Here is a 24,363-nt window from a genome sequence, read left to right on the forward strand (position 1 = left end):
CCCGCCGCAGCAAGGGACCGTTATATATTGTCCAAGTTTTCCAGCTGCCGGGTAAACAACCGTTCCTGCTGCCCGAGCTCTTCAGGCGTCAAACCATCGTAAGCGCGCGTGGTGCGCCCCCACACTTCCGGCATCACCTGTTCGATCAGGCTGCGGCCGCGGTCGGTCAGCGAGATCATCACGCAGCGCCGGTCGCCGGGACGGTTGCCCCGCGTGATCAGGCCCTGCGTTTCCAGGTCGTTGCACACGCGGGTGAGGTTGGCCGGCTTTTCCATGCAGGCCTCCCCGAGCGCCGATGCCGTCGACGTTTCGTTCTCCGAGCCGTACAGCACCGCCAGCACCATGTAACTGGCATCCACCAGGTCATATTTGCGCAGCACTGCGTTCGACAGATCCTTCATCCGTTTCTGCACGTGGTACGTCATGCGGAGCAGGCGCATGAGGTCTTCCGGGAACGCTGGAATCCGTTCGTGGATGGTCTTCAGGCGCTTGTTCGTTGCGTCGAAACTGCTCATTGGCGCACTCCTGTGCATTAAGGCTATCAATACATGGATTGTACTAGTGGTTGCACAAAGGTAAATTGTTTTTAGATGCCTTCCTCCACTCCGGCACCGCCGCCGAGCGCCGTCATCAGGCTCGCATGGAGATCCAGTTGCTCGCTTTCCACGCGTAGCAACTGCTCCCGTTCACCCAGCAATACCAGCTGCGCACGCAGGGTGTCGGTAGCATCCGTGATGCCACTGCGGTAAGCACGGATGGCCAGCGCATGGGCCCGCGCGGCAAGCGCCAGTGCCTGCTCGGCAAGGCGCCGCTGCTCGTTGCTCGACTGTATCTTTGCTACAACATCCGCCACCTCGGCCAGTGCGTCGACCACCGTGCCGTTGTACTGCTCGACGGCGGCATCGTAGACGGCCGTCTCCGCGGCGAGCCGGCTGCGCAGCCGGCCGCCTTCGAATACCGGCAGGCTGAACGCGGGCGTGAAGCCCAGCGTGCGGGCCGAGGCATCGAAGAAGCGGGCGAACCCGAATGACTGCAGGCCGGCAAAGGCGAGCAGGTTCAGGTTCGGGTAGAACGCCGCGCGGGCACCGTCGATGCGCTTGCCGGCCGCTTCGACGCGCCAGCGCATGGCGGCGATGTCGGGCCGGCGGCCCAGCAGGTCGGCCGGCAGTGCGCCGGGCAGGGCGGCTGCCTGTCGCAGGGCCGGCGTTGGCCGGGCGATCGTTTCCCCGTCGCCCGGTCCCTTGCCGATCAGTGCCGCCAGCTGGTTGCGCAGCACCGCGATCGACTCGCCGACCCGCTCGTGCTCGCGCCGGCCAGCCGGCAGCGTGTTTTCAACCGTCGCCACGTCGATGGTGCTGGCCAGGCCGGCGGCCTGGCGGCGCCGCACGATATCGAGCAACCGGCGCCGCTGCGCGAGGCTGTCGGCGATGCTGTCCTGCAGCGCGTGGCGGTACCACAACTGGATATAGGCGCGCACCACCGCCGCCTGCAGCGACAGGCGCGCCATTTGCGCCTCCGCGCCGGCCGCTCGGGCGTCGCCCAATGCGGCCGCCAGCAGGTCGTGGTGGCGGCCCCACAGGTCGAGGTCGTACGAGCCGTTCAGCATGGCCGAGTTGTACCAGGCCCAGTTGCCGGCCAGCGGCGCGGGTACCGAGGCATGCGCCGGAAAGCGCTCGCGGGTCGTGCCTGCGCTGGCGCTGGCTTGCGGCCCGGCCGCCGTCGCCTCAGCTTCCGCCAGCGCGGCGGCTTGCCGCACACGGGCCTGCGCCGCCTTCAGGCCGGGATTGCCGGCCAGCGCGGCTTCCACCAGGCGGTCGAGCTGCGGGTCGCCGAATGCGCGCCACCATTGTTTGGCCGGCCATTGCCCATCGGGCGCCACCGCGGCGGCGATTGCCGCACCGGCCGACAGCTCATTTGCCGCCAATCGATGCGATTGCGGCCGTACATCGTTGATGTCCGCGCAACCGGCCAGTGCCAGCGCCAGCCCAACCCTCATCGCAAGGGATGGCGCAAACAGGACGGCACGCGGCATCGGCGCTCGGTTCCGAACGTTATTGCGCGTAGTGCTTGCGAGTCTGCGCGACGTCCATGTCGGCTTCTGTTTCGATCAGCGTGCCGTTCTTGCGTGCGGCAATTACTTGCGCCTGCACTTCGGCGCGGGTCAGGCCTTGCGGCTTTTTCGGTGCTTGCTGCACGGCGGCGGCGCTCGCGACGGTGGCCGTGCTGGCAGCGGCGGCCGCAGCCGCTTCGGTGTTGTCGGCGCCGAAGGCTGCGCCGGCAGTGGCAAGGGTCAGCGCGGCGATGAGGTAGTAAGCGGTTTTCATGATGTCCTCCTGTAAGATGGATTCATTATATGCCTGAATTATTCATTAGTGAAATAAAGTGTTGTGATATGGGAGATTCAGCGTTGCAATGTCTACGGCGCTCTCCGGCCGGCTGCTTGCTGGACAATACAGGCGGCACGGCGGCACGGCGCTCCAGCGGCCCGCGCTCCCGGCAGTCCATTGCCCGGTGCCGCGTCGCCCTCGGGTGCGACGCCGTTCGGCAGCGGCTGTTACAGTCTTTGCAAGGCCGCGCAAAGCGGCGATGTATTCACAGGAGGCTTTATGTCAGGCAGCAGCACACTCGATCCCGATAACTTCCCGTCCGCACCGGACCGCGTGCTCGGCCGCGGGCATGGCACCGGGGCGCTCGGCCCCAGCGACACGTCCGACTCCGGCAGCGATGTCCAGGGCGGTTCGGGCCTGGCCCAGCAGATCGAGGAAAACAACCTCGATGGCGGGACCAACGAGGATATCGACCAGAACACGGCGGGCGGCACGGCCGGCCCGGATGTCGGCGATGCCGATCTCGACAGTGATACCGATGCGGGCGGCACCGGCGAACGGGCAACCGTGGGACGCGACACGACGGCGCCGGATGGCGCCGACATCGATGTCGACCACATCGAATCGGTACCGCTGAGCGGCGAGCGGGAAGCGGACGATATCGAACGAGGCGCCTGAACGGCGCGGCGAACGAGGCGCCTGAGCGGCGTTGTGAACGCGGCGCCTGAACGGCGCTGGTAAAAGAAACGGGGCCCGCGGGCCCCGTTGTCACGTCATGCGGCGTCTTGCGTCACGCCGCGGCCGCGGTCTTGACCACCGGCCGTGCGAATTCAAAGCGCTTGATCTCGCCCACCAGGAACAGGTAGCACAGCACCGTCACCAGCGCATTGGCGCCGACGAACACGAGGGCGCCATAGAATGACCCGGTGGCTTGCAGGATGAAGCCGATGACGATCGGCGTCGTGATGCCGGCCACATTGCCGAACATGTTGAACAGCGACCCGCTCATGCCGCCCGCCTGGCTCGGCGACGTGTCGCCGACCACGGCCCAGCCCAGTGCGCCGATGCCCTTGCCGAAGAACGCCAGCGCCATCACGGCGACGACCACCCAGTCCTGCTCGACGTAATTGCACAGCACCATCGTGGTGGCCAGCAGCATGCCGCCGATGATCGGCGTCTTGCGCGCCACCGACGTGCTGTAGCCGCGCTTGATCATGCGGTCGGAGATGATGCCGCCCAGTACGCCGCCGAGGAAGCCCGCGATAGCTGGCAGCGCGGCGATGAAGCCCGCCTTCAGGATCGTCATGTGGCGCTCCTTGACCAGGTAGATCGGGAACCACGTCAGGAAGAAATAGGTCAGCGTATTGATGCAGTACTGGCCGATATAAATCCCCAGCAGCATGCGCGAGGACAGCAATTGCTTCAGGCAAGACCAGGTATCGATCTGTGGCCGGTCGGCAGCGAGCAGGCCGGTTGTTTCCAGGTCGACCAGCGCACCGCCGCGTTCGATGTGCTGCAGTTCCGCCGCGTTGGCCCCGGGATGCTGTCGCGGGCCGTGAACGAACTTCAGCCATGCCAGCGCCATCACGATCCCCAGTCCGCCCATCACGAAGAACACGCTTTCCCAGCCGAACGAATGCACCAGCCAGCCCATGATCGGGGCGAACAGCACGGTGGCGAAATACTGCGCCGAGTTGAAGATGGCGGCTGCCGTACCCCGCTCCGCGGTCGGGAACCAGGAAGTCGTCAGACGACTATTGCCTGGAAATGACGGCGCCTCGGCCGCGCCGACGATCAGCCGCAGCGTGAACAGCATTGCGACGGCCGCGCCGCCGCTGAAGAAACCGATCCAGCCCTGCGCCAGCGTGAACAGCGACCACAGGAAGATCGAGAAGAAGTAAACGATCTTGGTACCGAAGCGGTCCAGCAGCCAGCCGCCGGGCAGCTGACACAGCACGTAAGACCACGAGAAGGCCGAGAAAACCAGCCCCATCTGGACGGGCGTCAGCCCCAGTTGCCTGCTCAGTTCCGGCCCGGCGATCGAGATCGTGGCACGGTCGGCGTAGTTGATGGTGGTGACGATGAACAGGATCGCGAGGATTGTCCAGCGTACGCGGGTGGCCTTGACGGCCGGGATGTGCTTGCCCATGTGTTGCCTCATAGTGTGCCCAGTTTGACTGGTTATACGTTATCAGTTGTCGTACGACTGGCTTGAGTATAGCGATCAAAAACTGAGCAGGGCAAGTGTTTTAGTGATAAAAATTTGATTGATGAATGATCTATTGGATGGTGAATTCGTTCGTGGAACTGCAGTACGGCGATCATGTGCTGACGGCCGCGATCGTGGATTCGAACGCTCCGGCACCGGTCAACGTGCTGACGACGCTGGCGGCTTGTACGAGAACGCGCTGGGCCGGCAGGCCGACGTGGACGGCTTCGCTGCTGGGCCGGCGTGGAAGCGCAGGGCGTGAGCATGGGCACGATCGCGCTGCAACTGATTACGTCGGCGGAAGGCGTGGCCTCGTTCGGCGCGCTGAACGGCGAAGTCACGCACGATATGGGAATCCTGTACCAGGGCATCTTCAACCGTGCCGCGGGTACGGCTGGCCTGGCGTACTGCGCCGAGCAGCCGGCCCACGGCGCTATGCTGGAGAACGTGGCGCAGGCGATGACGCAATCGGCGGAGATCGTTGGTCACCAGATGGCGGTGACTGGAACTTCGCCGGCTGACGTGTTCGACCTGACCTGACGGAGAAAGCCGTTACCGCCGCAGTCATGCCGTGCAGTCAGCACTGAACGGCATTTTTTTGGCGCTGTTCGCGTCGAATCGCCTGTGCGTATCGAACTTCCTGGCGCCCACCATCGCTGTCGGCCCTTCGGCGCCGCGAGCGGCGCCTGCCGTCAGGACGTGGCCACGCCCTGCCGCGTCTCGCGCTCTTCCGAGGCACGGACCGTGTCGATCTTCTCGAGCAGGCTGGCCGAGCGCTGCGGCTCGAATTTTCGGGCGAACAGCTTGCCCGATGCATACAGGGGGTCGAAGTCGCGATCGTCCAGCACGGCCGGGTCCTCGCGCCCCGGGGTCCAGTCGATGTAATGGAGCGAAGCCTTGTTCTCGTTCTTCATTTCACCGGGCGGGCGGTGTCCGTCGACGTCGAACAGGTTCAGCGTTGCGGCATGGGGCGAGTTCAACACGATGGTCTGGAAGAAGATTTCGTCGCAGCACGAGACACTGCGGAAAAAGTCCACGAAACGGACATTGCGCGGATCATTCACGAACTCGACGATATACTGCGCGATCTGCTGGGTGATGCACCAGGATGTCGAGCCCCGGTAGGGCTGCATGCCTGGGATGAACTTGCGATCCGGCAAGCGGGCACTGATTTCAATGACAAGACGGTTGGCGGCACGCTGGAGGATTTGCGTAGGCAGCCGACCGTACACGTCGTGGTAGCAGTAGTTGCGGATCTTGTGGATGAAAACGGTATCATCCGCGAGCGCATAGAAATTCATGTAACTGCGGCCTGGATGGCGGCCCAGCACATCCAGCAGGTGACTATGTGAACGCACCGGGAAATCACGCCCGCTGAGGAAAATGTAATAGTCGTGCTGCCCGGCCCGTACGGCCTGCTCCAGCAGCCTGAGCATTGCCGCGACCTGGGAAAATCCACCCCAGTAGACCTTGACGGGATCCGGCGTGAATTCGACGGGAACGCCGGAACAGGCGGCGGCGAACGGTGCGCGGTCGGTCTTGCCATCGATATGTGCATAGATCGCCACGTTGTCAGCATGGACAGCGCGCGCGAGGCGGCCAAACTGCTCCGGTTGGTCGTGGGCCAGGATCAAGTAGGCAATCCGCATTTATATCCCTATGCTATCCATTGTTCGTCGGCAGGCATCCTGTCCACGTCCCGCGAAAGCGAGCGCGACTGCTCCAACGCAAGGCGAAGAAGTATAGCACATTTGCTCTTTAATCAACTATCCGGCGGGCCGGCACCCCGGCACCCGCCGGATGGCGTACAGCCCGCCCTAGAGCGGTAGCGGGGGGGGGGCGAGGCTAGTCCTGGCGCGGCCGTTCGCCAGTGCCGGCCGGCCGCGTCAGCATCCAGGCGGCCACCAGCGCGCCGCCGCCCAGCAGCGCCAGCTTCAGCGGCGACCGGGACACGGGGCGGTAGCTGGTGTCGCCCGTGGTCTGCGTGCCGAGCCGCTGCTGCAGTTCCTGGGCCGGATCGGACGAATGCAGTGCGTCGTTGCGGAGCAGGCGCGATGGCTTCTTCGAGCGCTGCTGGTTCCACATGGCCGATGCGCCCAGCTTGTCGAACAGGCTGGGCAGAGTGAAGCCGCCGATGGCGTTGGCGCGTGCCGCCTCGCCGACGAACACGTCGCGCTTCGGATGCTGGGCCGCATCGAGGATCGCCTCGGCCACCATTTCCGGCGGATAGATCGGCGCCGGCAGCTTCGGCTCCACGTCCATGTAGTTGCGTGCGTGCACGGAGAACATCGTGTCGATCGCCGCCGGCTTGATCAGCGTGACGGAGATCGGCAGCCTGTCATGCTCCAGCTCCATGCGCAGCGCATCCGTGTAGCCCTTCACGGCGTGCTTCGATGCCGCATACATGCCCTGCAGCGGCACCGCCACTTCCGACAGTTCGCTGCCCAGGTTGATCAGCGCGCCACCATCCTTGCGCAGGTGCTTCACTGCTTCCAGCGAGCCGTTGACCACGCCCCAGAAGTTGGTCTGGAACAGGCGGTGGTTGTCTTCTTCCGATACTTCCTCGGCGCGGCCGAAGATCGAGATGCCGGCGTTGTTGATCCAAGTGTCGATGCGGCCAAAGCGTTTCAGCGCCGCCTGCGCCAGTGCGTGCACCTCGTCTTTCTTGCCGACATCGGTGGGCACCGCCAGCGCCTCCGCGCCGCGCTGGCGCAGTTGCTGTTCCAGTTGTTCGAGGGCTTCCTCGCCGCGTGCCGCCAGCACCACCTTGGCGCCACGCGCGGCGGCCATCCGGGCCGTGGTCAGGCCGATGCCGCTGGTGGCGCCGGTGATGACGATGACCTGGTCCGACAGTCGTTTCAAACGCATGCTGTGCTCCTTTGCTGATGTGTACGATTAACCATGGTTGACGCAGTATCGTACCCGCCAGCTCTCTTGACGCGGCACACCATTCCGGTAATCAAGACCGCACGCGCCGGGCGTTACCCGGCAGCCGCCATCACGTCCGCCAGCCAGTCGGCGAACACGCGCACCCGCGGCGACAATTGCCGCTGGCGAGGGTACAGCACCGTTACCGGCAGGGCCGGCGGCGGATACTCGGGCAGCACTTCGCGCAGCGCGCCGGCGGCCAGCTGTTCGCGCACGTGGTAGCGCGGCAGTTGCGCCAACCCCATGCCGCCGACGCAGCAGGCGACATAGGCCTCGCCGCCGCTGACGGTGACCCGCCCCGGCAGCTGCAGCGTGCGCAGCGCGCCGTCGACGAGGAATTCGAACGGCAGCGTGCGCCCGCTCGCGGCCGAGTACCAGTTGACGGCCTGGTGGGCTTGCAGCCGTTCCAGCGTGGCGGGTGTACCGTGCCGGTCCAGATAGGCGGCGCTGGCGCAGGTAGCCTGGGCCAGCATGGCGACGCGCCGGCCCACCATCGACGAATCGCGCAATTCGCCCACGCGCAACACGCAGTCGACGCCTTCGCCGACCAGGTCCACGTGGCGGTCGCCCATGCCGATTTCCACGTCGATGTCCGGGTAGCGATCCATGAATTCATGCAGCCGCGGCAGCACATAGAAACGGCCCAGCGTCGGCAGGTCGATGCGCAGCCGGCCCTTCGGCAGCACGCCGCGGTGGCCGAAGCCCGCTTCGGTTTCCTCCACGTCGGCGAGGATGCGCAGGCAGCGCTGGTAATAAGCCTGGCCGTCGGTGGTGGCCGACACCTTGCGGGTGGTACGGTGCAGTAACTGTACGCCGAGCCGTGCCTCGAGCCGCCGGATCGCATGCGTGGCGGTGGCGGCCGGCAGTTTCAGGTCGTCCGCCGCCTTGCTGAAATTGCCCAGCTCGACGATGCGGACGAACAGCTTCATCGCGTCGAAGCGGTCCATCGAATTATTGTTGCAGGTTGAATAATGAGTTTAATCGTACCGTATTTATCCAGTGGACTGCATGATTCATACTGGGTCCATCGACACTGACCAGAGGACCCGACATGAACACCGGACAGCAGGTTGCCATCGTTACCGGCGCATCGCGCGGCATCGGCGCCGCCATCGCATTGCGCCTTGCCGAAGACGGCTATGCGATCATCGTCAATTACGCCGGCAGCACGGCCGAAGCGGCGCAGGTCGTCGCGGCGATCGAAGGGAAGGGGGGCCGCGCTGCCGCCGTGCAGGCCGACGTTGCCGATCCGGCGGCGGTGCGCCGGCTGTTCGACGCGGCGGTCGAGCATTTCGGGCACGTCGATGTGCTGGTCAACAATGCCGGCATCCTGCCGCCGGCGTTGCCGCACCTGGGCGACACCGACGATGCCACATTCGACCGCCTGTTCGCCGTCAACGTGAAGGGCACGTTCAACGCGCTGCGCGAAGCGGCCACGCGGTTGCGGCATGGCGGGCGCATCATCAATTTTTCGACCAGCGTGATCGGGCTGGCGCTGCCCGGCTACGCAATCTACGCTGCCACCAAGGCGGCCGTGGAAACGATGACCAACATCCTGGCCAAGGAGTTGCGCGGCAAGGAGATCAGCGTGAACGCGATCGCGCCCGGGCCGACCGCCACCGACCTGTTCCTGACCGGCAAAACCGATGAGCAGGTCGACCGGCTGGCGAAGATGGCGCCGCTGGAGCGGCTGGGCAGGCCCGAGGATATCGCCGAAGCGGTGGCCTTCCTGGCGCGGCCGGGCGGCTGGGTCAACGGGCAGACGCTGCGCGCCAACGGCGGCATCGTGTAGTCAGGCCTTGCTGCCCGACGATCCGGCCCACAGGTTGATGCCCCCTTCCTGGGCCAGCGCATCGATGGCGCGCAGTTCGTCATCGGAGAATGCCGTCTGGTCCAGCGCGGCGATGTTCTCGCGAATCTGTGCGCTGTTCGATGCGCCGATCAGCGTGGATGTGATGCGCGGATCGCGCAGCACCCAGGCCAGCGCCATCTGCGCCAGCGACTGGCCGCGTGCCCTGGCGATGTCGTTCAGGCCGCGCACCCGCCGCAGGTTGTCCTCCGACAGGTGGGACGCCAGCAGCGAGCCGCCGCCCGGGCGGTTCACGCGCGCATCCTGCGGGACGCCGTTCAGGTACTTGTCGGTCAGGATGCCCTGTGCCAGCGCGGTGAAGGTGATGCAGCCGATGCCCTGCCGGCCCAGCGTGTCCAGCAGGCCTTCGGTTTCAATCCACCGGTTCAGCATGTTGTACGAGGGCTGGTGGATCAGGCACGGCACTTTCCACTCGGCCAGCAGGCGCTGCGCTTCGGCGGTTTTCTCCGCGGAATAGGACGAGACGCCGACATACAGTGCCTTGCCCTGCTGTACCGCGTGCGCCAGCGCGCCCATGGTTTCTTCCAGCGGCGTATCCGGGTCGAAGCGGTGCGAATAAAAGATGTCCACATAGTCCAGGCCCATGCGCCTCAGACTCTGGTCCAGGCTGGCCAGCACGTACTTGCGCGAGCCGCCGCCCTGGCCGTACGGGCCCGGCCACATGTCCCAGCCAGCCTTGGTGGAGATGATCAGTTCGTCGCGGTAAGGCTGGAAATCGTCGCGGAACAGGCGGCCAAAATTGGTTTCGGCGCTGCCATAGGGCGGGCCATAGTTGTTGGCCAGGTCAAAGTGCGTGATGCCGTGGTCGAACGCGGTGCGCAGCATGTCGCGCTGTGTCGCGGTGCTGGTGGTGTCGCCGAAGTTGTGCCACAGGCCCAGCGACAGCACCGGCAACTTCAGGCCGCTGCGGCCGCACGTGCGGTATTGCATCGTTTCATAGCGGTGGCGGGAAGCGGTATAACTCATGCGTCTCTCCTCAATGAAAAAAGCCCGCCGCGCGGCGAGCTTTTCAGGAACCGGATTACCTGGTGATTCAGGCGAAGTTCTGGTTCACGAATTCCCAGTTGACCAGGTTCCACCACGATTCCACGAATTTCGGGCGGGCGTTGCGGTAGTCGATGTAGTACGCGTGTTCCCACACGTCCACGGTCAGCAGCGGCTTGTTGTCGGTGGTCAGCGGGGTGGCGGCGTTGGACGTGTTGACGATGTCCACCGAGCCGTCGGCCTTCTTCACCAGCCAGGTCCAGCCGGAACCGAAGTTGCCGACGGCCGATTTGCTGAACTCTTCCTTGAACTTGTCGAACGAACCCCACTTGGCGTTGATCGCTTCAGCCACCGGGCCGGTCGGCGCGCCGCCGGCGTTCGGTGCCATGCAGTGCCAGAAGAACGTGTGGTTCCACACCTGGGCGGAGTTGTTGAACACGCCGCCGGAGGATTTCTTGATGATCTCTTCCAGGGACAGGTTCTCGAACTCGGTGCCCTTGATCAGGTTGTTCAGGTTCGTGACGTAAGCCTGGTGGTGCTTGCCGTAGTGGTATTCCAGCGTTTCAGCCGAGATGTGCGGTTGCAGTGCGTCTTTTGCGTACGGCAGTGGCGGCAGGGTATGTTCCATGTGCATTTCCTTATGAAGGGACTAAAGAATCAACGTTTTCAAAACGCCCATCATTGTAATGCGTTGCCCGCGCCCCTGCCGAAATCCCCCGTAAATAGTGAGGCTACAGAAAAGCACATAGCCGCGCTTGATAGCCGCGCCTATTACTGCCGGGGCAGCGTGGTTTCCCGCACCACCAGCTCGACCGGCGGCACCCGCGTGGGCACGCGGTCGCCGCTGATCAGGCGCAGCAGCGCGGTGATCGCGGTCAGCCCGATGTCGTACAGCGGCTGGCGTACCGTGGTCAGCGGCGGCGTGGTGAAGGCGGAGCCGGGCAAGTCGTCGAAGCCGACCAGCGACACGTCTTCCGGCACGCGCACGCCCTTGCGGTACAGGGCCAGGCGCACCCCGTAGGCGCTCTGGTCGTTGGCGGCGAAGACGGCGGAAAACTCCTGGCGCGTCTCGAACAGGTGATTGATCGCGATGAGGCCGCTGTTTTCATGGAAGTTGCCCTCGACGACGAGTGCCGGGTCGACCGCGATGCCGGCCCCTTCGAGCGCCTTGCGGTAGCCGCGCAGGCGGCTCGATGCGTCGGCATGGCTGGGCGGACCGGAGACAAAGGCGATGCGCCGGTGGCCCAGTTCGATCAGGTGCTGCACGCCCAGGTAGGCGCCGTGCTCATTGTCCATCGTGAAGCCCAGCGCGTTGGGGGCATCGAGTGCGCGGCCGGTGACCACGATCGGGCGCTGGGTGGCGAAATGCAGCAATTCCTCGTCCGGCAGGTTGCCGGAGAGCAGGATGATGCCATCGACCTTGCGCGCCAGCAGCAGCCGGATCCGGTCCGCTTCCTCCAGCGCGCTCCAGTGGCCGGTGACGATCACGGATGCATAGCCGGTACCTTTCAGGCCATCGTCGACGCCGTGCAGCGTTTCGTCGAAGAACGGCGATGAAATATCCTGCACGATGATGCCGATCGTGTGCGTGCGGCCTTTCTTGAGGCCTTGCGCCATCAGGTTCGGCGCGAAATTGGTGCGCGCAATCGCCTTCATCACGGCTTGCCGCTTGTCGTCGGAAACGCGCGCGGTGCCGTTCAGGATGCGCGACACGGTCGAGGGCGAGACGCCTGCCTCGCGGGCGACGTCGAGCAGGGTCGAGGGCCCGGTTGCCACTGCTGGCGCTGTTGGCGCGGTTGGTTTACTCAATTGTTATCCCGTGGGTGTACCGACGGGCAAGATTAACATATAAAAACTGCCATTACAGCGTTGGCTGTACCCCGGACACGGTGAGGTCGGCGCTGCCTTCGGCCAGCCGCACGGTCAGTTTGCGGCGCGGCTGCAATTGGCTCGGGGAGCGCAGGATCGCTCCCTTGCTGTCGGTAATGATGGCGTAGCCCCGCTCCAGCGTACGTTGCGGATTCAGCAGTTCGAGTTGCGCCGCCAGCGCGCCCAGTGCTTCCCGTTCGCGCTGCACGCGCCCCGCCACGTTGACGGTGCAGCGGTGCTGCAACGCCGCCAGGTGGGCGCGCGCGGCGCGGGTGTCGGGCCGCTGCGCGCCCAGCCGGCCAGCCAGGCGCTCCAATGCATGCCGCGCGCCGTTCAGCGGTGCGCGATTGGCGTGCATCATGGCCGTGGACAGCGCCAGCAGGGCCAGGCGCTGCTGGCGGATCCTCGCCGTGGGACTGAGCAGGCGGCGGCTCTGGTGGTCGAGGGCCTGCCCGGCATCGTCCAGCGTGCGGCGCATGGCGCGGCGCAGGTCGGCCGCATCGGCGCGCAACGACGCCAGCCAGTCGCCGCGCGGCGTGGCAGCCAGTTCGGCGGCGGCGGTGGGCGTGGCGGCGCGCAGGTCGGCGGCGAAATCGGCGATCGTGAAATCGGTCTCGTGGCCCACGCCGGAAATCACCGGCATCGCGCATTCGGCGATCGCGTACGCCACCGCTTCGTCATTGAAGCACCACAGGTCCTCGATGCTGCCGCCGCCGCGGCAGACGATCAGCACGTCGCACTCGGCGCGCGCCGACGCGGTGCGGATCGCCTGCGCGATCTGCTCGGCGGCGAACTGGCCCTGTACCAGGGTGGGGTACAGCACGACGTTGACATGCGGCGCGCGGCGGCGCAGGGCAATCAGCACGTCGCGCAGCGCCGCCGCCTGCGGGCTGGTGACGATGCCGATGGTGCGGGCGAACAGGGGCAGGGCGCGCTTGCGGTCCTCGTCGAACAGGCCGGCCGCCGACAGCTTTTCCTTCAGGCGCATGAATGCTTCGAACAGCGCGCCGACGCCGGCGCGGCGGATCGCTTCCACATTGATCTGGTAATCGCCGCGCGGCCCGTACAGCGTGACCAGGGCGCGCACCTCGACCTTGTCGCCTTCGCGCGGCACGAAGCCGGCATATTGGGCACGGCCGCGGAACATCACGGCGCGCACCTGGGCGGCGTCATCCTTCAATGTGAAATACCAGTGACCGGAACTGGCACGTGTGAAATTCGAGATTTCCCCAGCGATCCAGGTCAGTGGAAAAGACCGCTCGAGCAGGCGCGATACGGCCTGGTTCAGGGCGCTGACGGTGATCACGGCGCTCTGGCCGGGGGCGGAATCGGGGCGGTCGAAGGTCGGCATCGGAAAGACTGTCCACAGAGTCATCAAGCGGTCATGCTTATGTCATATCTCGCCTAAAACAGCAAGGTGTATTTCCAAGCTACTGATTTTTAAAGAGAAAAACGCATGCTACATTCGTGAGCAGTGTAAGAAAATTCTTACAAATCAAGGACTTCACTGAAGCGCGGCATTCTTACGCACAAAGATATCCACAGAAATTGTGGGGAACGTGGACAAGCTGGAGCCGTGCTGCTGGAAATTTCCGCACAACAAGTTTATCGTTGCGAATCAGGGACTTGGCGAGTAGATATCACGCTTCCCCACAATTTTATCCACAGAAACTGTGCAGAAGCAGTGCACGTCCGAAGCCGGCATGCGGGAAGGCGCCGGCGTTGCGACATGGCGCGCAGACTGCCTGTTTTTTGTGCTTGAAGAGTTTTTCCTTATAAATCAAGGACATTCATCGGTCCCCCGGCCTTTGCGCACAATATTGTCCACAGTTTTTGTGCAGAAGGAGGCTGGCCGTCGCCAGGGAGCCAGCGGCCCCGCGCTTCCCCAGCGCTGCATACTTATTGAGCAGTCTTATTTTAACCTTATAAATCAAATACTTGTTTGCCAACGCGCCGCCTTGCCAACAATCTTATCAACAGTTACTGTGCAGAAGCCACTGGCCCGCAAAGGGCACGGTGAATGATGCTGCCCAATTCCTGTGCATGTCGATATTATCCTGAAGTATCAATGACTTGCAAAACGTCAGGGTCCGTTGCCAACAATTTTATCCACAGAAATTGTTGAGAATAAACCTGTGACAGGCTGGCTGTGTGCTGCCCAAAAAACAGGCTTTGAATAAATTTTGTTTAAGATCAAGGTGTTACGTCAATGATCGGGTATTGCACACAATCTTTTCCACAGAAATTGTGCAGAACATGCCAATTGACCGCTGCGCTTGTCCACACTTGCCGCCGGCACGGCAACACGCTACATTGCGCGTCTGCGCTATCTCAAGGAGTAAGTTTTGCTCGCCATCTTCCAAGCTGCCGGCTGGCCGATCTGGCTGCTGCTGATTGCATCCATCGTGGCCACCGCCTTGATCATCGAACGCCTGATGACGCTGCGGCGCGCGCGGATCCTTCCGCCGAACCTGCTCGACGAAGTGGTGCGGGTCTACCGCAGTGGCAATATCACGCCCGAGATCACCGGCAAGCTGGAAAGCAGTTCCCCGCTCGGCGCGGTACTGTCGGCCGCGCTGCGCAATGTCAATGCGCCACGCGAAGTGATGAAGGAATCGATCGAGGAGGCGGGCAACGGCGTGGCCCATACGCTGGAGCGCTTCCTGACCACCCTGGGCACGATCGCCACGCTGGCGCCGCTGATGGGGCTGTTCGGTACCGTGGTCGGCATGATCGAGATCTTCGGCGCGCAAAATCCCGCCGGCACCAATCCGGCGCAACTGGCGCACGGCATCTCGGTGGCGCTGTACAACACCGGTTTCGGCCTGGCGATCGCCATGCCCACGCTGGTGTTCTACCGTCACTTCCGCGCCCTGGTGGACGGTTTCGTGATCCAGATGGAGCAGCAGGCCGTGCGCTTCGTCGACATCGTCCATAACGAGCGAAAGTAAGGGCGGCGCATGAATTTCCGCAAGGGCCGGCGCCGGGAAGACCCGGAGATCAACCTGATCCCGTTCATCGACGTGCTGCTGGTGATCCTGATCTTCCTGATGGTGACGACCACCTACAGCAAGTTCACCGAACTGCAGATCACGCTGCCCACGGCGGACGCCCAGAAGGCCGTCGAGCAGCCGAACCAGATCGACGTGACCGTGGACGCCAAAGGCAACTACACGATCAACGGCGAGCCGGTTTCGTTCCGCGACGTGGCCGGGCTGGCCTCGGTGCTGAAGGCTGCCGCCAGGCCGGGCAGCGACCCGGTGGTGGTGGTCAATGCCGACCAGTTCGCTATGCACCAGATGGTGGTCAACGTGATGGAGGCGGCGCGGCTGGCCGGCTTCGGCAAGCTGACGTTCGCGGCGCAGACGGGCAGCGCAAAGTAAGCCGCCGCCCCGCCGACCGCCAAGCCGCCGTCCCGCCCTTTTCTCGTACTTTTCACATACTTTCTCGCCCTTTTCCGCACACTCCAGCATGCGCCGATGACCCTCGAATCCACGCTCACCCGCGCCTGGCTGGAACGTGGCCCGCTGGCCTGCGCGCTGTATCCCGTATCGCTGCTGTTCCGCGCGCTGGCCGGCCTGCGCGGCCTGCTGTACCGCGCCGGCGTGCTGAAGTCGAGCCGCTTGCCGGTGCCGGTGATTGTGGTCGGCAATATCTTCATCGGCGGCACCGGCAAGACACCGCTGACGATCTGGCTGGTCGAACAGTTGCGGGCGCACGGCCTGCGGCCGGGCGTGGTGTCGCGCGGCTTCGGCGGCAAGGGCGACGGGCCGCGTGCGGTCACGGCGCTGTCGACGCCGGCGCAGGCGGGCGATGAACCGGTCCTGATCGCCAGCCGGGCCGGGTGCCCGGTGTTCGTCTGCCGCGACCGCGCCGCGGCGGGCCGGGCGCTGCTGGCCGCGCATCCGGAAGTGGACGTGATCGTCGCCGACGACGGGCTGCAGCACTATGCCCTGCGGCGCGACGTGGAAGTGGTGCTGTTCGACGGCCGCGGCGTGGGCAACGGCTGGACGCTGCCGGCCGGGCCGCTGCGCGAACCGCCTTCGCGCCGGCGCGACGTCACCGTCGTCAATGCGCCGGTGCTGACGCCGCAACTGGCGGCCAGCGTGGGCGGCATGCCGTTCCGGATGACCCTTGCCGGCACCGTTGCCGAACGGCTGGCTGATCGCCGCGAGCGCGTGCCGCTGGGCGAGATGAGCGGCAAGGGCCGGCTGGCCGCGGCGGCCGGCATCGGCAATCCGCAGCGCTTTTTCCGCATGCTGGCCGATGCCGGCCTGGCGTTCGAGGAATTGCCGCTGCCCGATCATCACGATTTCCTCGACCGCCCCTTTGCGCGCGTGACGGCGGAGGCGATCTTGATGACCGAGAAGGATGCAGTAAAATGCGCGCATATCGAAGAACTGAGGACCGATCCGCGGCTGTGGGTCGTTCCCGTCAGCGCGCAGCTCGATGCCGCGCTGATCGCACACATTGTGGAGAAATGCCGTGGACGCACGTTTGCTTGACATCCTGGTTTGCCCCGTTTGCAAGGGCCCGCTCGAATACGACAAGAAAGCCCAGGAAATGATCTGCCGCGGCGACCGCCTGGCCTATCCGGTCCGCGACGGGATTCCGATCATGTGGGCCGACGAAGCCCGCACGCTGCAGGATACTGCAGACTAGATTCGCGCCCCCTGATGCCGATGCGCGCCGCCATGATGCGCGCCTACTATCCATAAGAGACACCGTGACCTTTACCGTCATCATTCCCGCGCGGCTGGCATCGACCCGGCTGCCGAACAAGCCGCTGGCCGACCTGGCCGGCAAGCCGATGGTCGTGCGCGTGGCCGAGCGTGCCGCCCTGTGCGGCGCCGGCCGCATCGTCGTCGCCACCGACCACCGGTCGATCCTGGAGGCCTGCGCCGCGCACGGCATCGAAGCGCTGATGACGCGCGACGATCATCCGTCCGGTACCGACCGCATCGCCGAAGTGGCGCGTGCGCTCGGCCTGCCGCCGGAGGCGGTGGTGGTCAACCTGCAGGGCGACGAGCCGCTGATCGACCCGGCATTGCTCGCTGCCTGCGCGGCGCGCATCGATGCCGGCGTAGTGATGGCCACCTGCGCGCATCCGCTTCACGATGCAGCCGATGCCTTCAATCCCAACGTGGTGAAAGTAGTGCTGGACAAGGCCGGCCGCGCGCTGTACTTCAGCCGCGCCACGATACCGTGGGCGCGCGATGCGTTCGCGCAGTCGAAGGATGTCCTTCCCGGCGGTTATGTCCCGCTGCGCCACATCGGCCTGTACGCCTACCGCAACGATTTCCTGCAGGCCTATCCGCAGCTGGAAGTGTCGCCGCTCGAGACCATCGAAGCGCTCGAACAGTTGCGCGTGCTGTGGCACGGCCATCCTATCGCCGTGCACGTCACCGACGCGGCACCGGCGCCCGGCGTCGACACTCCCGAAGACCTGGAACGGGTGCGCGCTCATTTCGGTTGAGCGTTTGGCGTTTTTGCACGTCGAACGGCCTCCCGAAGTGGCGTTCGGCCGGCGTTTTGTGGTAAGTTTCGTCACTAACTGCCTACCTACCATCAAATTATTAAAATCGTTTTAGGAATTTTCATGCGTCTCATTCTGTTAGGACCACCCGGCGCCGGCAAGGGCACCCAGGCCAACTTCATCAAGGAAAAGTACGGCATTCCCCAGATTTCGACCGGTGACATGCTGCGGGCCGCCATCAAGGCCGGTACCGAGATGGGGCTGGCAGCCAAGAAAGTGATGGATGCCGGACAACTGGTGTCCGACGACATCATCATCGGCCTGGTCAAGGATCGCCTGAAGGAAGCGGACTGCGCCAATGGCTACCTGTTCGACGGCTTCCCGCGCACGATCGCGCAGGCCGACGCCATGAAGGATGCCGGCGTGAAGATCGACTACGTGCTGGAAATCGACGTACCGGACGAACAGATCATCGAACGCATGGATGGCCGCCGCTGCCATCCCGGCTCCGGCCGCGTGTACCACGTCAAGTTCAACCCGCCCAAGGTGGATGGCCAGGACGACATCACCGGCGAGCCGCTGGTGCAGCGCGACGACGACAGGGCCGAAACCGTGAAGAAGCGCCTGGACGTCTACCACAACCAGACCGAAGTGCTGCTCGGCTATTACAACGAGTGGGCCAAATCGGGCGCCACGGAAGCTCCGAAATACCGCAAGATCGAAGGTGTCGGAGCCGTCGATCAGATCCGCGACCGCGCGTTCGCCGCGCTGGCGGAATAAGGAAACACGAAAACGGACCGGCACGGTCCGTTTTTTTTTGCCGGCCCCCTTTTGGCCGCACCGAATCAGATTCCACAAGATTCCGTTCGCATCGTTTCGTTTGCATCGTTTCGTTAAGCGCCCGCGCAGGCTCCAGGCCGTGCCGCGCGGCGTGATGAAGTCCGATTTGCTCCATTCGACAACGCTGGTTCACAAAGGGGGGACATATGGCAGCAGGTCTGTGGTTTGCGGTGGCATGCGGCGTCATCGCGGTGATTTACGGGCTGTACTCGCGCAGCTGGATCCTGGCGCAGGACGCCGGTAACGCGCGCATGGGGGAAATCGCGGCGGCGATCCAGCAGGGCGCCAGTGCCTATCTCGCGCGACAGTACCGCACCATCGCCATCGTCGGCATCATTCTCCTGGTTGTCATCTTCCTGCTGCTCGGCGTGCAGACCGCGCTGGGCTTCCTGATCGGCGCTGTGCTGTCCGGCGCCTGCGGCTTCATCGGCATGAACGTGTCGGTGCGGGCCAACGTGCGCACGGCGCAGGCGGCAACGGTCGGCCTGAACGAAGCGCTGAACGTGGCGTTCAAGGGCGGCGCGATCACCGGCCTGCTGGTGGTCGGCCTGGGACTGCTGGGTGTCACGCTGTTCTACGGCATGCTGACGGCGTTCGCCAGCAGCGCGTATCCGGCCCCGAACCTGACGCATCACGACGTGATCAAGCCGCTGATCGGGCTGGCGTTCGGCGCTTCGCTGATCTCGATCTTCGCCCGCCTCGGTGGCGGCATCTTCACCAAGGGCGCGGACGTCGGCGCCGACCTGGTCGGCAAGGTGGAGGCCGGCATTCCCGAGGATGATCCGCGCAACCCCGCCGTGATCGCCGACAACGTCGGCGACAACGTGGGCGACTGCGCCGGCATGGCGGCCGACCTGTTCGAGACCTACGTGGTGACCCTGATCGCGACGATGCTGCTGGGCGCGCTGATGATCGCCGATGCGCCGCAGGACGCCATCCTCTACCCGCTGCTGCTGGGCGGCGTGTCGATCCTGGCGTCGATCGTCGGCTGCCTGTTCGTCAAGGCCAAGCCCGGCAAGAAGATCATGTCGGCGCTGTACACCGGGCTGTGGTGGGCGGCGATCCTGTCGCTGATCGGCTTCGCCATCGTGACCTGGCTGGTGTGGGACGACTACGACATGCGCTGGCAGATGATGGGCGCGACGGTGGTGGGCATCGTGCTGACCGGGCTGATGGTGTACATCACCGAGTTCTACACGGGCACCGACTTCAAGCCGGTGCGTCACATCGCCGAAGCGTCGACGACCGGCCACGGCACCAACATCATCGCCGGGCTGGGCGTGTCGATGAAATCCACCGCGTATCCAGTGCTGGCGGTGTGCGTGGCGATCCTGGTTTCCTTCGAGCTGGCCGGGCTGTACGGCATCGCCATCGCGGCCACGTCGATGCTGTCGATGGCCGGCATCATCGTGGCACTCGATGCCTACGGGCCGGTCACGGACAACGCCGGCGGCATCGCCGAGATGGCCGGCATGCCCGAATCGGTGCGGGCGATCACCGATCCGCTGGACGCGGTGGGCAATACCACCAAGGCCGTCACCAAGGGTTATGCGATCGGTTCCGCCGGCCTGGCGGCGCTGGTGCTGTTCGCCGACTATACCCATGCGCTGGAGTCGCGCGGCATCGACATCCGCTTCGACCTGTCGAACCCGATGGTGATCGTGGGCCTGTTCATCGGCGGCCTGATTCCCTACCTGTTCGCCGCGATGGCAATGGAAGCGGTGGGGCGCGCGGCGGGCGCGGTGGTGGTCGAGGTGCGGCGCCAGTTCCGCGACATCAAGGGCATCATGGACGGCACCGGCAAGCCGGAATACGACAAGGCGGTGGACATGCTGACGGCATCGGCGATCCGCGAAATGATCGTGCCGTCGCTGCTGCCGGTGATCGTGCCGATCCTGGTCGGCATGCTGCTGGGCCCTGCGGCGCTGGGCGGAATGCTGATGGGAACCATCATCACCGGCCTGTTCGTGGCGATCTCGATGACGACCGGCGGCGGCGCCTGGGACAATGCCAAGAAATACATCGAGGACGGCAACTACGGCGGCAAGGGCTCGGACGCGCACAAGGCCGCCGTGACCGGCGATACCGTCGGCGACCCGTACAAGGACACGGCCGGACCCGCCGTCAATCCACTCATCAAGATCATCAACATCGTCGCGCTGCTGCTGGTGCCGCTGCTGCCGGCGACGGGCTGGCTGGCCGTCACGCCCGAGCCGGTGCAGGCCCGCGTCAAGGCGCAGCACAACGTGGCCACCGGCGTGCCGCAGGCATTGCCGGCGGAGCCGGCCGCGCGGCGCTGAGCGGCAAGGCTGCGCTGCCGATCCCGGCGGCGCAGCAGTGTGGCAGGGGCCGGCCGGCGCGGCGTATCATGGGTACGCGCTTTCGCCGTGGAGGCCGCCATGCCACCGTTCCATCCTGCATTCCGTCTACCCGCATTCAGCTTGTCCGCGCTGAATTTGCCAGCGTTCAGCGCGCCTGCACGCGCCTTGCCTGCGCTTGCGGGCATTCCTGCCGCCATCCTTGCCGCCATGTTGTTGCCGGTGCCCGCCTGCGCGCAACAGGACGCCGCCGCCGAGCGCGCGGCCTATGCCCGGCTGCCTGTCTGCAGGCTCGGTGCCGATGGCCGCAGCCTCGAGATCGAGCCCTGCCGCACGGCCCCGGCGCAGCGGCCGATGCCGCGACGGCCGGTACCGCGACAGGACTACGGCGGCAGCCACATCGGCATTCCCGATACCACGCCGGAACCCCGGCCAGTGCTGCCGTCCGCAACGCTGGAGCCGCGCACGCCGTATCCTGCCGCGCCGGTACCGCCCGCCGTCAATCCTTCGCCCGCCGTCAATCCATCGCCCTACACCAGTCCGGCACCAGGCGCGTTCGCCACGCCGACGCCGACCCGGCCAACGCCCGCTACCTGTGTCGGCGGCGTGTGCCGCGATGCCGCCGGCACCACGTTCCAGCAGGGCGGCACCGGCGTCACCCGCAGCCCGGCGGGCCGGCATTGCACGACCGTGGGAGGCTTTGTCCGTTGCATGTGATTGACGCTACAATGCCGTCAGTTGACGCTTACGTAAACGTCAACGTACATTCAATCACGTAAGCCAGGGAGACGGCATGCAGATCAGGGACAACGTATTCATCATCACGGGCGGCGCGTCCGGGCTGGGCGCCGCCACGGCACGCACGCTGGCCGAAGCGGGCGGCAAGGTCGTGCTGGCGGACTTGCAGGTGGAGGCCGGCGAACGGCTGGCGCTCGAGCTGGGCGGCCGGTTCGTGCGCTGTGATGTGACGCAGGAGGCGGATGGCCTGGCGGTGGTGGCCGCCGCCCAGGCGCTGGGCACCCGGGAGGGCGGGGCGCTGCGCGGCATCGTCAATTGCGCGGGCGTGGCACCCGCGGCGAAAACGGTCGGCAAGGACGGCCCGCACCCGCTCGATGCCTTCACCCGCACGATCGGCATCAACCTGATCGGCACGTTCAACATGTGCCGGCTGGCGGCCGATGCGATGAGCCGGCTCGAACCGCTGGAGCATGGCGAACGCGGCGTCATTATCAACACGGCATCGATTGCCGCGTTCGATGGCCAGATGGGGCAGGCCGCCTATGCCGCGTCGAAGGCGGGGGTGGCCGGCATGACGCTGCCGATGGCGCGCGACCTGTCGCGCAGCGGCATCCGGGTGATGACGATCGCCCCCGGCATTTTCGAAACGCCGATGTTGCTGGGCATGCCGGACGAGGTGCAGCAGGCGCTCGGCAAGATGGTGCCGTTCCCGCCGCGGCTGGGCAAGCCGGCCGAGTATGCGCACCTGGCCAGGGCGATTATCGAGAACGTGATGCTGAACGGGGAGACGATCCGCCTCGATGGTGCGATACGGATGCAGCCGAAATAGAGTAGCATTCGTGCATTATTCAACGCAACGCGCGACACGTTCGCGCGTTTTGCATTTCAGGGAGAACCGATGACCCGACTTTATTCATGGTCTCTGGGCATACCGCTGGCCGCGGCACTGGCGTGCCCCGCCGCCGCGCTGGCGCAGGCGCAAGCGCAGACGCAAGTGCAGGCCCCGGCCACCTTGCAGCGCGCCCCGGAAATCGCCACCGGCTATGCCGAGAAGCAGGGCGTCTTCGCGCAGCGCTACATGGTGGCGGCGGCGAATCCGCTGGCCACCGAAGCGGGCTACCGGATGCTGAAGGCGGGTGGCAGCGCGATCGACGCGGCGATCGCCACGCAGATGGTGCTGACGCTGGTGGAGCCGCAGTCGTCCGGCATCGGCGGCGGCGCGTTCCTGATGCTCTACGACGGCAAGAAAGTGCATTCCTACGACGGCCGTGAAACCGCGCCGATGGCGGCGAGCGAAAGGCTGTTCCTGGACAGGGATGGCAGGCCGATGTCGCGCGAGCAGGGCATCGTCGGTGGCCGCTCGACCGGCGCACCCGGCGTGGTGCGCATGCTGGCCATGGTGCACGCGAAGCACGGCAAGCTGGCCTGGGCGACACTGTTCGAACCGGCGATCGAACTGGCCGAGCGGGGATTCCAGGTCAGTCCGCGCCTGAACGCGCTGCTGACGTACGACCGCAAGCGCCTGCCGCGCGACCCCGTGGCCGCGGCTTATTTCTATGACGACAAGGGCGAGCCGCGCCCGGTCGGCTACCTGCTGAAGAACCCCGCGCTGGCGCAAACGCTGCGCGAGATCGCCCGCGGCGGCGCCGATGCCTTCTATACGGGCCGCATTGCGCGCGACATCGCCGCCAAGGTGGCGAACCACCCGACCAACCCGGGCCTGCTGACAGCGCGCGATATCGCCGACTACCGGCCGAAGGAACGCGATCCGGTCTGCGCCGACTACCGCAAGTGGAAGGTGTGCGGCGCGCCGCCGCCATCGTCCGGCGGCATCGCGATCGCGCAGATGCTGGGCATCCTCGAGCGCACGGCCATCGCCGCGCATCCGCCGCTGGCCGGCAAGGTCGATGCAGAAGCCATCCACCTGTTTTCCGAAGCGGGCCGGCTGGCCTACGCGGACCGCAACCGCTACGTGGCCGACACCGACTTCGTGCCGCTGCCGGGCAAGGGCATCGCATCCATGCTCGACAAAGGCTACCTGGCGCAGCGCGCGGCGCTGATCGGCGAAAAGTCGATGGGCAGCGCGCCGGCCGGCACGCCGCAGGGGATGCAGGTGGCATGGGGCACGGACACGGCACTCGACCGGCCGTCGACGTCGCACCTGGTGGCGGTGGACCAGTACGGCAATGGGCTGTCGATGACGACATCGGTGGAAGACGCGTTCGGTTCGCGCCAGATGGTGGCGGGCTTCATGCTGAACAACCAGCTGACCGACTTCTCGTTCGATGCCGCCGATGACAATGGCCCGATCGCCAACCGCGTGCAGCCGGGCAAGCGCCCGCGCAGTGCGATGTCGCCCACGCTGGTGTTCGAGCGCACGGCGGACGGCGGGCCGGGCAAGCTGGTACTGGCCACCGGTTCGCCGGGTGGCTCGTCGATCATCAACTACGTCATGAAGGTGCTGGTGGGCACGCTGGACTGGAACCTGGATGTACAGCAGGCGATCAGCCTGCCCAATTTCGGCAGCCGCAACGGGCCGACCGAACTGGAAGCGGGGCGTATCGGCGCCGACGTGATCGCGCAGCTGAGAGCAAAAGGCCATGAAGTGCGCGAGTTCGAGCAGAACTCCGGGCTGCAGGGCATCGGGCGCATGCGGCAGGGCGGACGCGACGTGTGGTTTGGCGGCGCCGATCCGCGGCGCGAAGGCATCGTGCGCGGCGACTGATTGCCGCGCGCCGGCCATGCCGGCACCTGTCCCGCACACATTCCACCCCGCACCAGTCCCGGGCCGGCACCGCCGGCGC

At 65.4% G+C, this 24,363-nt stretch carries 24 protein-coding genes; 13 read left to right on the forward strand and 11 right to left on the reverse strand.

The annotated features are described in order from the left end of the window. Window positions 1–20: 20 nt before the first annotated feature. From ACY34H_RS09085 to ACY34H_RS09095, 3 genes are all read right to left on the reverse strand, one after another. On the reverse strand, window positions 21–515 hold the full coding sequence (locus ACY34H_RS09085; protein ID WP_464977168.1) for a MarR family winged helix-turn-helix transcriptional regulator: 495 nt from the start codon (window positions 513–515) through the stop codon (window positions 21–23). Between the two features lie 71 nt (window positions 516–586). Continuing rightward, complete coding sequence (locus ACY34H_RS09090; RefSeq protein ID WP_464977169.1) at window positions 587–2,032, reverse strand: efflux transporter outer membrane subunit; 1,446 nt, start codon at window positions 2,030–2,032, stop codon at window positions 587–589. A 19-nt stretch (window positions 2,033–2,051) separates the two neighbouring features. Then, entirely contained in the window at window positions 2,052–2,324 is a 273-nt protein-coding gene (locus tag ACY34H_RS09095) for a DUF4148 domain-containing protein (protein ID WP_464977170.1), read from the reverse strand. Between the two features lie 282 nt (window positions 2,325–2,606). On the opposite strand from ACY34H_RS09095, the gene ACY34H_RS09100 reads away from it, so the two are divergent. Then, window positions 2,607–3,005, forward strand: a complete 399-nt coding sequence (locus ACY34H_RS09100; RefSeq protein ID WP_464977171.1) for a hypothetical protein — start codon at window positions 2,607–2,609, stop codon at window positions 3,003–3,005. Window positions 3,006–3,117: 112 nt separating this feature from the next. On the opposite strand, the gene ACY34H_RS09105 is transcribed toward ACY34H_RS09100, so the two are convergent. Then, a complete protein-coding gene (locus ACY34H_RS09105; protein ID WP_464977172.1) occupies window positions 3,118–4,476 on the reverse strand; it encodes an MFS transporter in 1,359 nt (452 codons plus the stop codon). Between the two features lie 324 nt (window positions 4,477–4,800). On the opposite strand from ACY34H_RS09105, the gene ACY34H_RS09110 reads away from it, so the two are divergent. Further along, window positions 4,801–5,076: a DUF4214 domain-containing protein gene (locus ACY34H_RS09110; protein ID WP_464977285.1), complete on the forward strand. Its 276-nt coding sequence runs from the start codon at window positions 4,801–4,803 to the stop codon at window positions 5,074–5,076. Between the two features lie 152 nt (window positions 5,077–5,228). Here ACY34H_RS09110 and ACY34H_RS09115 read toward each other — a convergent pair whose 3' ends face one another. The 3 genes from ACY34H_RS09115 to ACY34H_RS09125 form a co-directional block, all read right to left on the reverse strand. Next, the gene (locus tag ACY34H_RS09115; protein ID WP_464977173.1) at window positions 5,229–6,185 is read right to left on the reverse strand and encodes a beta-1,6-N-acetylglucosaminyltransferase; all 957 of its coding nucleotides are present in this window, start codon (window positions 6,183–6,185) and stop codon (window positions 5,229–5,231) included. Between the two features lie 196 nt (window positions 6,186–6,381). Further along, entirely contained in the window at window positions 6,382–7,404 is a 1,023-nt protein-coding gene (locus ACY34H_RS09120) for an SDR family oxidoreductase (RefSeq protein WP_464977174.1), read from the reverse strand. Window positions 7,405–7,517: 113 nt separating this feature from the next. Next, window positions 7,518–8,411 (reverse strand): LysR family transcriptional regulator, encoded by an 894-nt coding sequence (locus tag ACY34H_RS09125; RefSeq protein WP_464977175.1) that lies wholly within the window; start codon window positions 8,409–8,411, stop codon window positions 7,518–7,520. A gap of 104 nt (window positions 8,412–8,515) precedes the next feature. On the opposite strand from ACY34H_RS09125, the gene ACY34H_RS09130 reads away from it, so the two are divergent. Next, window positions 8,516–9,256, forward strand: coding sequence for an SDR family oxidoreductase (locus ACY34H_RS09130; RefSeq protein WP_464977176.1), 741 nt, complete (start codon window positions 8,516–8,518; stop codon window positions 9,254–9,256). Here the strand turns inward: ACY34H_RS09130 and mgrA are convergent, their stop codons facing one another. The 4 genes from mgrA to xseA all read right to left on the reverse strand — a co-directional run bounded on the left by mgrA (window position 9,257) and on the right by xseA (window position 13,538). Next, complete coding sequence (gene mgrA, locus ACY34H_RS09135) at window positions 9,257–10,300, reverse strand: L-glyceraldehyde 3-phosphate reductase (protein ID WP_464977177.1); 1,044 nt, start codon at window positions 10,298–10,300, stop codon at window positions 9,257–9,259. A gap of 67 nt (window positions 10,301–10,367) precedes the next feature. Then, window positions 10,368–10,946, reverse strand: a complete 579-nt coding sequence (sodB, locus tag ACY34H_RS09140; RefSeq protein WP_464977178.1) for a superoxide dismutase [Fe] — start codon at window positions 10,944–10,946, stop codon at window positions 10,368–10,370. Between the two features lie 143 nt (window positions 10,947–11,089). Beyond that, window positions 11,090–12,094 (reverse strand): LacI family DNA-binding transcriptional regulator, encoded by a 1,005-nt coding sequence (locus ACY34H_RS09145; RefSeq protein WP_464977179.1) that lies wholly within the window; start codon window positions 12,092–12,094, stop codon window positions 11,090–11,092. An 85-nt stretch (window positions 12,095–12,179) separates the two neighbouring features. After that, window positions 12,180–13,538 (reverse strand): exodeoxyribonuclease VII large subunit, encoded by a 1,359-nt coding sequence (gene xseA, locus ACY34H_RS09150; RefSeq protein ID WP_464977180.1) that lies wholly within the window; start codon window positions 13,536–13,538, stop codon window positions 12,180–12,182. Between the two features lie 994 nt (window positions 13,539–14,532). Between xseA and ACY34H_RS09155 the strand changes: the two genes are divergently transcribed. The 10 genes from ACY34H_RS09155 (at window position 14,533) to ggt (ending at window position 24,284) form a co-directional block, all read left to right on the forward strand. Continuing rightward, entirely contained in the window at window positions 14,533–15,138 is a 606-nt protein-coding gene (locus tag ACY34H_RS09155) for a MotA/TolQ/ExbB proton channel family protein (RefSeq protein ID WP_464977181.1), read from the forward strand. A gap of 9 nt (window positions 15,139–15,147) precedes the next feature. After that, complete coding sequence (locus ACY34H_RS09160) at window positions 15,148–15,570, forward strand: ExbD/TolR family protein (RefSeq protein ID WP_464977182.1); 423 nt, start codon at window positions 15,148–15,150, stop codon at window positions 15,568–15,570. A gap of 96 nt (window positions 15,571–15,666) precedes the next feature. Further along, the gene (gene lpxK, locus ACY34H_RS09165) at window positions 15,667–16,692 is read left to right on the forward strand and encodes a tetraacyldisaccharide 4'-kinase (protein WP_464977183.1); all 1,026 of its coding nucleotides are present in this window, start codon (window positions 15,667–15,669) and stop codon (window positions 16,690–16,692) included. After that, the gene (locus ACY34H_RS09170) at window positions 16,673–16,849 is read left to right on the forward strand and encodes a Trm112 family protein (RefSeq protein ID WP_137316625.1); all 177 of its coding nucleotides are present in this window, start codon (window positions 16,673–16,675) and stop codon (window positions 16,847–16,849) included. The genes lpxK and ACY34H_RS09170 overlap by 20 nt, the downstream gene beginning before the upstream one ends. Before the next feature lie 64 nt (window positions 16,850–16,913). Next, complete coding sequence (gene kdsB, locus ACY34H_RS09175; RefSeq protein WP_464977184.1) at window positions 16,914–17,663, forward strand: 3-deoxy-manno-octulosonate cytidylyltransferase; 750 nt, start codon at window positions 16,914–16,916, stop codon at window positions 17,661–17,663. A gap of 123 nt (window positions 17,664–17,786) precedes the next feature. Further along, complete coding sequence (gene adk, locus ACY34H_RS09180) at window positions 17,787–18,443, forward strand: adenylate kinase (RefSeq protein WP_464977185.1); 657 nt, start codon at window positions 17,787–17,789, stop codon at window positions 18,441–18,443. A gap of 206 nt (window positions 18,444–18,649) precedes the next feature. Next, window positions 18,650–20,803, forward strand: coding sequence for a sodium-translocating pyrophosphatase (locus ACY34H_RS09185; protein WP_464977186.1), 2,154 nt, complete (start codon window positions 18,650–18,652; stop codon window positions 20,801–20,803). A gap of 141 nt (window positions 20,804–20,944) precedes the next feature. Further along, window positions 20,945–21,538, forward strand: a complete 594-nt coding sequence (locus tag ACY34H_RS09190) for a hypothetical protein (RefSeq protein ID WP_464977187.1) — start codon at window positions 20,945–20,947, stop codon at window positions 21,536–21,538. A gap of 76 nt (window positions 21,539–21,614) precedes the next feature. Further along, window positions 21,615–22,388: a 3-hydroxyacyl-CoA dehydrogenase gene (locus tag ACY34H_RS09195; RefSeq protein ID WP_464977188.1), complete on the forward strand. Its 774-nt coding sequence runs from the start codon at window positions 21,615–21,617 to the stop codon at window positions 22,386–22,388. 69 nt (window positions 22,389–22,457) lie between these two features. Continuing rightward, entirely contained in the window at window positions 22,458–24,284 is a 1,827-nt protein-coding gene (ggt, locus tag ACY34H_RS09200; RefSeq protein ID WP_464977189.1) for a gamma-glutamyltransferase, read from the forward strand. Window positions 24,285–24,363: the final 79 nt, after the last annotated feature.

This window comes from Pseudoduganella sp. jia 9 (assembly GCF_055502615.1).